The organism is Rhizorhapis sp. SPR117 (assembly GCF_021742065.1).
This window is the reverse complement of sequence record NZ_JAKKIE010000075.1, coordinates 1-13,549: the sequence shown is the minus strand read 5'-3', so window position 1 is coordinate 13,549 and position 13,549 is coordinate 1. Positions and strand designations below refer to the sequence as shown.

10 protein-coding genes are annotated in these 13,549 nt (G+C 58.0%); 8 read left to right on the top strand and 2 right to left on the bottom strand.

Annotated features, from left to right (window positions below; genetic code table 11):
- Nucleotides 1-298: 298 nt before the first annotated feature.
- Nucleotides 299-1,270, bottom strand: a complete 972-nt coding sequence (locus L3X40_RS18855) for an alpha/beta fold hydrolase (protein ID WP_237366970.1) — start codon at nucleotides 1,268-1,270, stop codon at nucleotides 299-301.
- A 136-nt stretch (nucleotides 1,271-1,406) separates the two neighbouring features.
- On the bottom strand, nucleotides 1,407-2,564 hold the full coding sequence (locus L3X40_RS18850) for an acyl-CoA dehydrogenase family protein (RefSeq protein WP_237366969.1): 1,158 nt from the start codon (nucleotides 2,562-2,564) through the stop codon (nucleotides 1,407-1,409).
- A gap of 212 nt (nucleotides 2,565-2,776) precedes the next feature.
- Here L3X40_RS18850 and L3X40_RS18845 point away from each other — a divergent pair, with 212 nt between their 5' ends.
- From L3X40_RS18845 to L3X40_RS18810, 8 genes are all read left to right on the top strand, one after another.
- Nucleotides 2,777-3,580, top strand: a complete 804-nt coding sequence (locus L3X40_RS18845; protein ID WP_237366968.1) for an enoyl-CoA hydratase/isomerase family protein — start codon at nucleotides 2,777-2,779, stop codon at nucleotides 3,578-3,580.
- Nucleotides 3,581-3,582: 2 nt separating this feature from the next.
- On the top strand, nucleotides 3,583-5,550 hold the full coding sequence (locus L3X40_RS18840) for an AMP-binding protein (protein WP_237366967.1): 1,968 nt from the start codon (nucleotides 3,583-3,585) through the stop codon (nucleotides 5,548-5,550).
- 51 nt (nucleotides 5,551-5,601) lie between these two features.
- Nucleotides 5,602-6,573 (top strand): alpha/beta hydrolase, encoded by a 972-nt coding sequence (locus tag L3X40_RS18835; protein WP_237366966.1) that lies wholly within the window; start codon nucleotides 5,602-5,604, stop codon nucleotides 6,571-6,573.
- Between the two features lie 63 nt (nucleotides 6,574-6,636).
- A complete protein-coding gene (locus L3X40_RS18830; RefSeq protein ID WP_237366965.1) occupies nucleotides 6,637-7,845 on the top strand; it encodes an acetyl-CoA C-acetyltransferase in 1,209 nt (402 codons plus the stop codon).
- 1 nt (nucleotide 7,846) lies between these two features.
- The gene (locus L3X40_RS18825; RefSeq protein WP_237366964.1) at nucleotides 7,847-10,018 is read left to right on the top strand and encodes a 3-hydroxyacyl-CoA dehydrogenase NAD-binding domain-containing protein; all 2,172 of its coding nucleotides are present in this window, start codon (nucleotides 7,847-7,849) and stop codon (nucleotides 10,016-10,018) included.
- Nucleotides 10,019-10,096: 78 nt separating this feature from the next.
- Nucleotides 10,097-11,251: a CaiB/BaiF CoA transferase family protein gene (locus tag L3X40_RS18820; RefSeq protein ID WP_237366963.1), complete on the top strand. Its 1,155-nt coding sequence runs from the start codon at nucleotides 10,097-10,099 to the stop codon at nucleotides 11,249-11,251.
- A 414-nt stretch (nucleotides 11,252-11,665) separates the two neighbouring features.
- A complete protein-coding gene (locus L3X40_RS18815; protein WP_237366962.1) occupies nucleotides 11,666-12,475 on the top strand; it encodes an enoyl-CoA hydratase/isomerase family protein in 810 nt (269 codons plus the stop codon).
- 351 nt (nucleotides 12,476-12,826) lie between these two features.
- Nucleotides 12,827-13,477 carry a Rieske 2Fe-2S domain-containing protein gene (locus L3X40_RS18810; protein WP_237366961.1) on the top strand — a complete coding sequence of 217 codons (651 nt, stop codon included), beginning with the start codon at nucleotides 12,827-12,829 and terminating at the stop codon, nucleotides 13,475-13,477.
- Nucleotides 13,478-13,549 lie beyond the last annotated feature (72 nt).

The following is a 13,549-nucleotide window of genomic DNA, read 5'->3' as shown; positions in this document are numbered from 1 at the left end:
CCCGCAACGCGGGACATAAACCAGCCGGGTCACTTCTCGATGAAAATACCGGGTCACTTCTCAGCGACAATCAACATACCTACCTATTATTAGATAGAAACGGGTGGGTATCAAGAGCCATTTGTCAGAAGGCCCGCAAACTCTCTATATGGTAATTCAGGATGCGTACCTGGCCAGCCTGCGCCGGGCTACTCCCGAAACAGTTAAGCTCGCATTTTTCTTCAGCACGGTAATATAAAATCGAAAACCGGGATACTTTTTTGACGGGATACTTTTTTGAGGCGTCAGTCCAACAGCATCAACGGGGGCGCGGCGCGCACGTGCGCCAGCTCTCCAACACTGCCCGGATGGCGACGATCAAGGCAATTGGTTGGTCGGCCAGCACATTATGGTCGGCGTCCGGGATGCCGATGAATTTCGTCGACGGGGCAAAGGAATCCTTCAATTCGTCGATGCGATGCGCCACCAGCGATGATCGCTCGCCAAAAATATAGGAAACTGGGCAGGGAAGCTGACGCAATTCTTCCTTCCGCCAGTACTGGTTGAACTCTGTGACCATCTTCGGATCGAGGTGCCAACTCCAGCCACCGTCGCGCTCACGCAGCGACAATCTGGCCAGGTGATCCAGCACGTAGAGGTTGGCACAATCCTGGTCGGGTGAAAGGCGATAACGGGCGAGCGCATCCGCAACGGTAGAGAATAGTCGGTTGCGATGACCCTGAATGATAAGCGTGTTGTCGCGCTCGGGCGTATCGGACAAATTAAAACCCGAATCGATCGCGATCAGACCGCCGAACGACCCGTTGGAGGCCAACAAGCGTGCAGCTACCAATCCAGCCATGGATTGGGCGACGATGACCGGGGGCGTGCCCGATGCATCAAGAGACGCGGCGGCTACTGCGCTTTCCATTTCACGGGCCCAGGCCGCCGTGCTGTAGCGATGGTCCGGGCGATGGCCGGAGCGGCCCATTCCCGACAACGAAAACGAGGCACAGCGGTATTGCTCTGCAAAGAACGGCGCGACGAAGCCCCACCAGTCCGCATGGCCCGCATAACCGTGGCCGAACAGGAGGCCTGGATTACCGATCTTTCCCCAGGTAAGGAGTTCAATTTCAACCCCGTCGACAACGTAGAAACTCCGTTCGGGCTTGATTTGCAGGGCGTCATCAAACCAGCGAGGCGGCTCCGGCCTCTCACCAGCCAGCTTCGCAAGCGGAAAGATAGGGTCTACCAGCGATGGAGGCCGTCGAACCGGCTCAGAATTAGTCATTGGATTACCATCTCCTCGTAGGAGCAGAATCAGCTATGGCGCTGCACGCGTTGCTAATATGCGCCAACGCCTGCAACAATGTCGGTACATACGATCAAATCTGCCCGATGGCACCGGAGTATCCGTATTGGGGGACTCAATAAATTTGTTCGTCCCAGCGCTTTGCGACCTCGTCAAGCATCACTTCGGTCGCGCCTCCGCCAATCGCGTGAAGTCTGGCGTCACGAACCATCCGCTCGATCTTGCTTTCGCGCATGTACCCAAATCCCCCATGGAACTGCTGACAGGCGTACATCACCTCGTTCACGACCTCGCAGCAATATGCCTTGCACATCGACACCTGCTGGATCGGGTTCATTCCCTGCGAATCGAGCCATGCGGTATGATAGAGAAACTGCCGGCCGGCCTCCACCTTGGCATGCAACATGGCCAGCTTCTGACGCACCACCTGGCGCTCAATCAGCGGCAGGCCGAAAGTCTTGCGGATGCGGGTGTAGTCCAAGGTGAGTTGTAGTGCCGTGAGCGCTTCGCCCATTGCCATGGCCGCGACAACGAGTCGCTCTCCCTGGAAATTTTGCATCGTTGCATAGAAACCCCGGCCTTCCTCACCGAGCAGGTTTGCCGCCGGTACCCGGCAGTCGTCGAAGACGAGCTCTGCGGTTTCGTTGCAATGATCACCCATCTTCGACAGGCGTCGCGCCACGCTGAAGCCAGGCATGCCCTTTTCCACAATGAACATACTGACGCCGCGGGCGCCAGTGGCCTTGGGATCAGTGCGCGCGGCGACGAACACGAGGTCGGCATTCGAGCCGTTTGTAATGTAAAGCTTGGTGCCGTTCAGTATCCAGTCGTCACCATCGCGCCGCGCATTGGTCCTCAAGGCGCCGACGTCGGATCCGGCGTCCGGTTCTGAGACGCCGATTGCGCAGAGGAGATCACCGCTGATTATACCGGGGGCATATTTCTTCAGCTGCTCTTCGGTCCCGGCGTTCACAAGATGCGGTGCGGCCATCGCTGTGCTGACCATGATTGTCGTGGTGACGCCACCATAGGTTGAATGACCCAGTTCCTCGGCAAGAATGATCCAACTCAGCACATCCATGCCCGAACCGCCAAGCTTCTCCGGGAAGCGAACGCCGAGCATGCCAAGTTCGCCCATCTTGCGAATCAGCGAGCGAGGGGTTTCACCGTCCTTTTCCCACTGGTCTCCGTAAGGGACGATCTCCTCCTGTACGAATCGACGAACCTGCGCCCGGAGCATTTCGTGTTCTTCAGTCAGATAGGGAGAGTTCATTTTGTCCTCGATGATAATTGTGTTGTGGAGCCTGAAGGCACTGGTTGAAATTCCATAGAACGTTCGTTAGGTAAACGAAAGTACATTATTTTGGCGAATGCGTTGTTTGGCGCTGAAGGCGCGATTCGACGCGCTTGTATTGCCCTTTGTGGGTGGCGACCAGATATACGTGCTCTATGGGTTTCAGAACAAGGAAGACAGGAATGGCGGAAATGCAGAACGCTTTGGATGATAGCGGCGTAGAGGCGGAAATGATCGTCGAGCGAATCGACAATGTGGCCGTTCTGCATTTGAATCGCCCAGCCGAACGAAATCCGCTGGGGCCAGAGTTTCCAGAAAAATTCTTGCGCATCCTTCGCGAGCTTGAATCCGATGTTTCGGTTTCAGCCATTGTGGTGACCGGCAAGGGCAAGGGCTTTTGCGCAGGCGCCGACCTTGTTCAGACGCTGAAGGCGGACGATGACGATATGGAATCACAGTTCCAAAAGGTCCGGGGTTTCAGCCGCCTGGTCCATGGCATCAGGCAACTCGACCTGCCCATCATCGCTGCGGTGAACGGTGTGGCCGTGGGCGGCGGGGTCTCACTAGGTCTTGCGTGTGACATCGCAATCGCTGGCGAGAGCGCGCAATACATGTTCGCGTTCGGGCGCGTTGGCGCCTGCGCCGGCGATATGGGTTGCGCATATACCCTTCCACGCCTGGTCGGGTCGATGCGCGCGCGGCACATTATGTTGACTGGCGCAACGATCGGCGCGCAAGAGGGCAAGGAACTGGGACTGTTTGTGGACGTCTGCCCCGATGACCAGGTGGTCGCGCGAGCCATAGAGATCGCTCGCAAGGTGGCAGCCTCTGCGCCGCGGCGGGCAAATGCGGCGACGAAGGTGGCCTTCATCCGTGCTGAAGAAACTGACTTTGAAACCTGCGTGACTTACGAGGCCTATGTTCAGGCCTATCTCTTCGAGCGGCCCGAACATCACGAGCGGCTCGAAAAACTGCTCACGAAGATCAAGGGCTAACTATGGAAGACGCGGCGGCATTGGTAGCTGGCAGTGACGGTTCGGTCTGGCTCCCGAGCGAAGACTACCTGACCGGATCGAACATCGCCGAGCTTATGCGGCGAATGGGTGTCGAAACCTACGACTCCTTGCTGGAAACTGCCGCTGCCGAGCCGGGACGATTCTGGGATGTTTCCCTCGACCAACTCGGCATTGCTTTCGAGCGCCCGAGCAAGGAGTTTGCTGACCTTGCCGATGGCAAGGAGTGGCCGCGCTTTTTCCCCGGCGCGCGTTTCAACTTTGCCGCCGAGTGCATGCGTTCCCCCGAGTTCGGGAAGGGTGGCGCCGAGCTCGCCTTGATTTGGGAAGATGAGGCGGGGAACAGCAAGCAATTCAGTTATGACGCCTTGGCCGACGAGACTCGCCGCTTTGCCGCCGGGCTCGTTGGGCTCGGCATTGAGCGCGGAGATCGCGTTGGCTTGCTCCTTCCGAACATTCCTGAGGCAGTGTTTGCGTTTCTTGCGGTTGGCTATATCGGCGCGGTCGCCGTTCCTCTTTACAGCGGCTTCGGTCCTGAGGCTGCTTCATCGCGGCTGCAGGACGCAGGGGCGAAAGCGCTCGTCTGCGCGGACGGTTTCCTGCGTCGAGGCAAGCCGGTGATGCTGACAGCCACGGCGGAATCGCTGATGGAACAAGTACCAACGCTGGAGAGCCTTGTTCTGGTTGATGTCCTTGGATCGCCGCCGCCATCCTGCCAGCATGTCAGATGGAAGGACGTGATTGCACAAAACGACGGTACGATCGCGCCGGTTGACACCGCAGCGCTGGATCCGTGCATCATCATGTACACCTCGGGAACGACTGGTAAGCCAAAAGGGGCAGTTCATGTTCACGCCGGTTTTCCGCTGCGCGTCGCGCAAGACGCGGCCTATCATTTCGATTTCCGGCAGGGCGATCGACTTTTCTGGATGAGCGACATGGGCTGGATGGTCGGACCCTATTCGATCATCTCGCCGCTTATGCTGAAGGGTGCGCTCGTCCTGTATGACGGGGCTCCCGATCAGCCAGATTATGGACGCCTGAGGGCGATATCGGGCCGGCATGGCGTGACGCACTTTGGCACATCGCCCAGCGCCATCCGAGCGTTCGCCGCCAATGAAGACGCAGCACTCGCGCCAGCTGCCGACCAGCTCCGGGTTCTGATCACGGCTGGCGAAATCATCGATTTCGATGCTTTTGAATGGTATTACAAGCGTTTCGGTCAAGGGCGGCTGCCGATCATCAATTATACTGGGGGTACCGAAGTCTCCGGAGCCATTCTCAGCAATAGCGTAATGCGTCCAATCCGGCCGGGTGGTTTCAACAGTATCGGCATCGGAATGAGCGCAGGCATAGTCGATCCATCGGGCAATCGCGTGAAGGGTGTGCCGGGCGAGCTTGCCATTTTCGAGCCCTTCGTTGGAATGACGATGGGTTTCTGGCGCACGCCGGAACGTTACATCGAATCCTACTGGAGCAAAGTCCCCGGCATCTGGATGCACGGCGACCTTGCGATCGAGGACGAGGATGGGCATTTCACGCTTCTCGGTCGCTGTGATGACGTGATGAAGATTGCTGGTAAGCGTATCGGTCCATCCGAGATCGAGGCCATAGTTGCCGACGGGAAGGATATCATTGAAGCTGTCGCGTTCGGCGTGCCAGACGCACTTTCCGGCGAGGCGATCGTCATCATGCTCGTCGTCAATCCGGCAAGTCAGGAAGGCGCGGAGGCTCGGGCAGCGAAAATCGTCACCGAGCGGTTGGGCAAGGCTTTCCGACCCAAGGCGCTGGCAGTGGTGCCTCGATTGCCCAAAACGCGAAACGGAAAGGTTGTCCGAAGACTCGCTCGCGCTGCCTGGCTGGGCGAGGCGCCCGGCAATGTCGACGGTCTCGAAGACCCTGGTGTGTTCGAGGAACTAAAGGCCATTTCAGCTGCACGGCAAGCGCAGTAGTTTTGGCAGGAACAGCGGTGCGGCGAAGAGGCCCGGAAAAGGAACCAAGTGATGCCTTTGCATCCTAAGATCAAAGCGGGTTTGCAGTTCGCAGAAGCCTTGCCGCGCGTGGACCAGCTTTCTCCGGAAGCGGCCCGCGTTCAGTTACGCGACTTGTGGCTGAGCGTTCCAAAGAAGCAGCCACCGCCGCCGCTTGCGAAAGTCGAAGACCGAACCATATCGGTCGGTGCGAACGAGATCCCGATCCGGGTCTACACGCCGGTGGGAAGCGGCCCTTTTCCGATCGTGACCTTCATCCATGGCGGCGGATTCGTCCTGGGCGACCTTGAATCCTATGATGATTTGTGTCGCCGGATTGCCGGGTTGGTCCAGGCGGTTGTCATCGCGCCCGAGTATCGTCTTGCCCCCGAACACAAGTATCCCGCCGCGATCGATGACTGCGTATCCACAATCATTTGGTCATGCGAGAATGCGTCCGAATTGAATGCGCTGGGGTCACAGTGTGCAGTCGCTGGAGATAGCGCAGGTGGAAATCTTGCGTTAATGTGTGCACTGCGCTTGCGTGACCGGAATTTCCTGCGCGCGCAATTGCTGATGTATCCGGTCACCGACCATTACTCGGGAGATTTTGTTTCTTACCGGGAATTCGCGGAGGGTTTCGGGCTTACTGCCAGCGAGATGCGCTGGTTTTGGGATCATTATCTCGCAGAAGAGTGCGCAGAAGGCCGCCAATACGCGAGTCCGCTTCGGGCAGAAAGTTGTGCCGGATTGCCTGCCACCTTGCTTGTGTCCGCCGAATGCGATGTCCTGCGCGATGAGGGAGAGGCGATGGCGAATCGGCTGGCAAGTGAAGGGGTCGATGTGACGCTGCAGCGCGCGATGGGCATGAACCACGGTTTCTTCATGCTCGCAGGTGCGTTGCCGGAAGCCGCCGCATTCCTTGATGAGGCGTGTGCCTGGCTTCGCTCGGCGCTCACCAACCAGCCACGCGACGCTCTTTTCCGGGATCGACAAGCTACCTAGTGTTGGCATTGCGAGACAAAGCCGAAAAATTCGACAGGATCAAAATCGAGAGGCCCCATTATTATGACCGATTGCTATATCTACGACGCCGTTCGGACGCCGCGCGGGCGTGGGCGCAAGGACGGCGCGCTGTTCATGACGACACCTGTCGAACTCGCCGCGACGACCCTCAGGGCGTTGCGGGACCGCAACAAATTGGACACGGGCCTCATAAATGATGTGGTGATGGGCTGTGTGGAGCCGGTGTCGGACCAGGGCAGCAATATCGGCCGCATTGCGGCGCTGGCTTCAGGATATTCGGAAACGGTTCCAGGCCTGCAACTAAACCGTTTTTGTGGCTCGGGATTGGAAGCTACAAACGTGGGTGCCGCCAAAATTATGTCCGGGCAAGCAGACATGGTCGTCGTGGGCGGCGTGGAATCCATGTCCCGGGTGCCCATGGGGTCGAGCGGCGGCGCATTCTTTGCCGATCCGACTGTAGCTCGCATACTCAACTACGTTCCCCAGGGCATCTCGGCCGATGCCATAGCAACATTGAATGGCTATGATCGCACGAGCGTCGATTCATTTGCGGTCGAAAGCCAACAGCGCGCGGGCAGGGCCTGGAAAGAGGGGCGTTTCAACGGTTCGATCATTCCGGTCAAGAACGAGCTTGGCGAGATTGTTCTGGATCGCGACGAGCACATTCGTCCCGAAACGACGGTCGAAACACTGGCGAAACTCAAGGCATCTTTCGAGACTGCCGGGGAAAAGGATGGCTTCGATTCCGTCATCCAGATGCGCTATCCGGAAATCGAGCGGGTCAATCACGTCCACCACGCCGGTAATTCATCCGGGATTGTAGACGGCTCGGCAGCCATTCTCCTTGGTACGCTTGAAAGTGGTCAGAGGGCAGGTCTGAAGCCTCGCGCGCGTATCCGGGCCTTCGGTTCGCTGGGCTCCGAGCCCTCGATAATGCTGACTGGTCCTGTCGCCTCGAGCGAAGCCGTGCTGGCGCGCGCAGGTATGACGGCGAAAGACATCGACCTGTTCGAGATAAACGAAGCGTTCGCGGCCGTTGTGATGTTTTTCCGGGACAAGATGAACATCGATCCCGACTGCCTCAACGTGAACGGAGGGGCGATCGCAATGGGTCACGCCCTCGGTGCGACGGGCGCGATGCTGGTCGGCATCGTTCTCGACGAGCTGGAGCGTTGCGATCTGACGAACGGCCTCATTACCCTCTGCGTCGGCGCAGGAATGGGAACAACAACCATCATTGAACGGGTTTGACATGAACCAGGACTTTACAACCGAAATCGATTCGAATGGCGTCGCCCTCATCACGTGGGATGCTCGTGATACGTCAATGAATGTGTTCGACGATCATACGTTCGGGCAGTTTGAAGAGGCGATCGAAGCGGTGTTGGCCAATCCCGACGTCAAGGGTGCGGTCATCACCAGCGGTAAGTCGTCGTTCAGTGCTGGCGGAAAACTTGATCGCCTGGGCCGGATGATGTCGCCCAATCTGCCGGAACAGGATCGCGTCGCCGCGATCATGTCCGATGTGACGAATTTCCAGCGCCTGCTGCGGCGCATCGAAACAGGTGGAAAGCCTTTTGTCGCCGCCATCAATGGCTTGGCGCTTGGGGGCGGACTGGAACTGTGCCTTGCTTGCCACTACCGCATCGCTTCGGATGCGCCCAAACTGGTCGTTGGCCTGCCCGAGGCCAAAATGGGGCTGCTCCCCGGGGCTGGCGGAACACAGCGGTCTCTACGTATGATGGGAGCGGACACGGCGCTACCCCTGATCCTGGAGGGTAGGACCCTCAACGCTGAAAAGGCAAAGGCGGCCGGCTGGATCGACGAGATAGCGCCGGCAGCGGAGCTGATTTCGGCAGCGAAAAATTGGGTGCTCTCTGCCGGACCGGACGCAGCGGTCAAACCCTGGGACAAGCCCGGCTTTGTTCCGCCAGGCCCTGACCCGCGAACCGCTGCGGGCGGCATAGAATTCAGTATGCTTCATGGTCGGATGCGGGGCAAGAATTTCGATTTATATCCGGCCTTGAACGAGATTGAGCGTATCATGTACGAGGGCTGGGCTGCGCCGTTCGACCGCGCCAGCGCACTGGAAGCAAGGGCGTTTGCCCGGCTCGCCCTTTCTCCGGTCACCCGCAACATCATTCGCACGCAGTTTGTGAACATGCAGAAGGCCAACAAGCTGGAGCGTCGACCCGCTGGCGTTCCGCGCAGCGAGATCCGCAAGGTTGGCGTCCTTGGCGCGGGCATGATGGGCGCAGCGATCGCGCATGTCTGCGCCCTTTCCGGCCTGGACGTCGTGCTGATCGACCAGGATCAGGCAAATGCCGACCATGGCCGGGAACATGCACGTCGCTATAATGCCCGCGGCCTGGCCACTGGCGCCGTAAAGGAGGCTGCCGTTCAGGCGACGATCGATCGGATCCAGGCGACCACCGATTTTTCGGCGCTTTCTGATGTCCAGATCGTCGTCGAAGCAGTGTTCGAGGACAAGAGTGTCAAGCAGGATGTAATCCGTCGGTCAGAACAGGCGATGCCGGCGGATGCCATTTTCGCGACGAACACCTCGACGATCCCGATTAGCGAGTTGGCCGAATTTTCGTCGCGTCCGGAGCGGTTCATTGGCACGCACTTCTTTTCGCCCGCCGAAAAGATGCAGCTCGTGGAAGTGATCACCGGTCGCCAAAGCGGAGATGAAGCGCTCGCGATCGCAATGGATTTCTCCAAACGCATCGGGAAGACTCCGATCGTCGTCAGCGACTCTCGCGGCTTTTACACGAGTCGCGTATTTGAGACCTATTTCCATGAGGCGGTTCGCATGCTGGTTGAAGGCGTGGAACCGGCGCGGATTGAATCCGCCGGTCGGCACATCGGCATGCCGATGCCGCCACTTGCGATCCTGGACGAGATTTCGCTCGAGCTGGTGGAAAAGGTCCACAGCCAGACGGCCCGCGATTTGGGCGACGCCTTTGAAATCACCCCGGCCGTTAAATTCATTGCCCATATGGTGAAGAATGAAGGACGGCTGGGTAAAAAGATTGGCAAGGGCATCTACGACTATTCACCTCAGGGGGGCAAGACATTGTGGCCCGGGCTGGCTAAGTTGGCCCCGATCGCTCCGCACCAGCCTGATCATGAAGAGGTCAAGCTGCGGCTCCTTACGATCCAGGCTGTCGATACCGCGAGGTGTCTGGAAGAAGGTGTGCTTCGATCCGCGGCCGATGCAGATGTCGGATCGCTGCTCGGGTGGAGCTTTGCTTCATGGACCGGCGGGCCGCTGTCTTACATCGATATGGTCGGCGTGCCCGAGTTCGTTGCGCGCTGTGACCGGATGGCCCAGGAATATGGCCCGCGCTTTGCTCCGGGCAAGCAGCTGAGGAAAATGGCAGAAAACGAAGAGACTTATTATCCGGCCACTGATTCTTGATCGGTCGGACCTGAGGCATTGTTCGTCCGGTCGGTTGGCCGGACGAAAAAACAACAACGTGATTTTGGGAAATCGGACATGGCACCCCTGACTGGGTTAAGAATTGTCGAATTAGGCGGCATCGGACCTGGCCCGATGGCTGGAATGCTGTTGGGTGACATGGGTGCTGAAGTCATCCGCATTGAACGTGTGGCCAAGCCCGAAGCGCTGATCCCCATCGACGATCGGCTCGATGTCCCGCTGCGCAACCGGCGGTCTGTTGCTCTGGACATCAAGCAGCCCGAGGGACTGGACTTGCTTCTGAAGCTGGTTGATAGCAGCGATGGGTTGATCGAAGGATTCAGACCCGGTGTTGCCGAACGACTGGGCTTCGGCCCGGATGTCTGTCTTGCCCGTAACCCAGGTCTTGTTTTTGGTCGCGTGACCGGCTTTGGGCAGGAAGGCCCATTAGCCCAATGGGCCGGCCATGATATTAATTACCTGGCCATCACTGGAGCTCTCAATGCCATGGGCCGGGCCGGTGAGCGACCGGCGGTTCCTCTGAACCTTATCGGTGACTATGGTGGCGGAGCGATGCTGCTTGCGTTTGGCATGGTGTGCGCCTTTGTTGAGCGCCATCGCTCGCAAAAGGGGCAGGTGGTCGATGCCGCCATGATCGACGGGGCGATGCTGCTTTTTGCCCCGTTCTTTGGATTTAGCGCTTCTGGAAGCTGGTCTGCCGAACGCGGCACCAACTTGCTCGACACCGGCGCACCATTTTACGACGTCTATCAGACCTCGGACAACAAGTACGTTGCGTTCGGTGCCCTCGAACCCAAATTCTTCGCCACTTTCGCGCAGAAGGTCGGCCTTGACCCCGAGGTTGCATCAGCGCACGCCGATCGAGCGCGCTGGCCAATGCTGCGCGAGGCGCTGACGAAGCTGTTTCTTGGTAAGTCGCGTCAACATTGGGTCGATCTTCTGGAGCACAGCGATTCCTGCCTGAACGGTGTCCTGGAAGTGTCCGAGGTTGGAGACTACCCGCATCATCAGGCTCGCGGTGCTGTGGTTCGGCTGGGCGGTGTTGATCAGCCCGCCCCCGCTCCTCGCTTCAGTCGTACTCCGGCGTCCGAGCCGGTTCCCCCGAAGCTGGCTGGCGCCGATACCGATGCTGTTCTCGCCGATCTCGGGGTCGCACAAGCAGACCTCGTCCGTCTCCGGGCAAGTGGTACCGTCGGCGGTGGTGAGGTCTAGCGCAAAACGACTCTGCGCACTTGATGCCCAATCAATCAAGCCCCATGCCTGACCAATCACTTTGCACTTGCCGCTTCTCAATCTTGACACACACTCGATGCGACAGTGTCTGAACGGGTCTGATCGATCCGCGATTGTCACCGGAATCCTGTGATACTCAAGCTTGTTTATGTTCGGGCGCATTGCACCCAACCGCTCTCGATTGCAGGTGATTCCGGTTGGCGGGAAGGGTTGCGCAAAAATCGAACGTGCGATAGGTTGGTAGATGAAAAAGCGGTCGTCCCTTCATCAGCGGGGAACCAATACCGGGAATCGCGTCGCGAGATCGTGAAGTTGGCGGTTGTTGGCCGCTAGCTGCTTCGGATGAAAACGGGCGGCTCGGGAGTTGTGAGCATATAATTCGGAGTAGTATCTATGTCAGAGCGTTATTCAAAATATCAACGGCTTAAGATCGAATTTGCCGCACCTCGCGTATTGCGCGTCATCATGAATAATCCAGAATCATTGAACTCGGCCGATACTATCATGCACGAAGAACTCGGCACCATCTGGCGCGACATTGATGCTGATCCAGAGGTTTCCGCTGTTATCCTTACTGGAGCGGGGAAGGCGTTCTCCGCTGGCGGCGACTTTGCGATGATTGAGGATGTGATCAATGACTTCGACGTGCGCGCCAGGACGTGGAGGGAAGCCAAGGATCTCGTCTACAACGTCATCAATTGTTCGAAGCCGATCGTCAGTGCGATGAGGGGGCCGGCTGTAGGTGCTGGGCTGGTTTGCGGATTGCTGGCGGATATTTCCATTGCATCGAAAGGCGCTCGCCTGATTGATGGACATACGAGGCTCGGCGTGGCCGCTGGCGATCACGCAGCGATAGTCTGGCCGTTGCTTTGCGGTCTAGCGCGGGCTAAATATTATCTGCTCCTTTGCGATCCGGTTTCGGGTGCCAAGGCCGAAGAGATCGGATTGATTTCCCTCGCGGTTGAGGATGAGGAACTCGACGCGAAGGCAATCGAAATAGCGTCGCGCCTGGCGATGGGTCCGCAGGCTGCGATCAGGTGGACGAAATACTCTCTGAACAACTGGCTCCGGCAGGCGGGCCCGACATTCGACGCTTCGCTGGCGCTCGAATTCCTGAATTTCACGGGGCCCGATGTTCTGGAGGGCATGGCCTCTTTGCGTGAAAAGCGAGCGCCCAATTTCAGAAGCGAATCGCCCGTGTAGATCGATGTGGACATCTGTGAAGTGATGCGAGCTACGATTCAAACAGCATATGGTCCGTACGGTCACACGATAGACTTCATTTCGCAGGGGAGCGACCCCACATTATGGGTATCTTTGATTCCGCTGCTTAAATTATCTGGTGACCGATAAGGCTTTAGTAGATTACGCGGATTTGATTCAAGTCAATGAATCTAGGGATCGTAGGATGCACCAAACTGATGGAAGCAACCAACCAACTGTAATGATTAATGGAGATAGGTTAATTGCATTTGAGATCTCTTTGACTAAATCGAGATTAGTGAGCATCATCATTCTCAAATGCGTTACCGACGTCAACGGAAGGGCCTTTTAATGCTGTCGAAAGCGAAAAATGAACTGCTGACCAGTGTCGAGGGCGACGCTCCGATGGGTCAGATGATCAGGAAGTGGAGCTGGATACCGTTCGCGGTACCGACTCAGCTCAAACCTTATGCGGCCCCGCTCAAGGTTCGCCTTCTGGGCAGCGACTATGTCGCATGGCGTACGCCGGAGGGCAAGATCGGCTTCATCGATCAGGCCTGTCCGCACCGGCGCGTATCGATGGCGCTGGCCCGCAACGAGGGCTGCGTCCTGCGTTGCATCTTCCACGGTTGGACGGTGCATGCCGACGGCTATGTGGAAGATGCGCCCTCGCATCACCCGGATGGCAAAGAATTCGCCGCGCGGGTCAAGGTCAATCATTATCCCACCTTCGAGGCGGGAGACATGGTGTGGGTCTATCTTGGCGAAGGTGACCCACCGCCGCGGCCGCGTCTGCCCTTCACGGAGCTTCCGGAAGGACATGTGTGGACCACGCGAACAATGGCGCACTGCAACTTTTTCCAGGGCGTGGAAGGCTCGCTCGACACGGCGCACCTTAACTGGCTGCACCACAGCTATATCCCCAAGCTTTCGCCGCGTGACAAGGACGGTTCGATGATGACCGGGGAGAAGAATCCGATTCTGACGGCAGCGCCGCTATAAACGGCGGAGTAAAAATGTACCACTGACGGGTCTTTTGGGGTCCGTTCATTTCGGAGTAAAAGTGTACCGGTC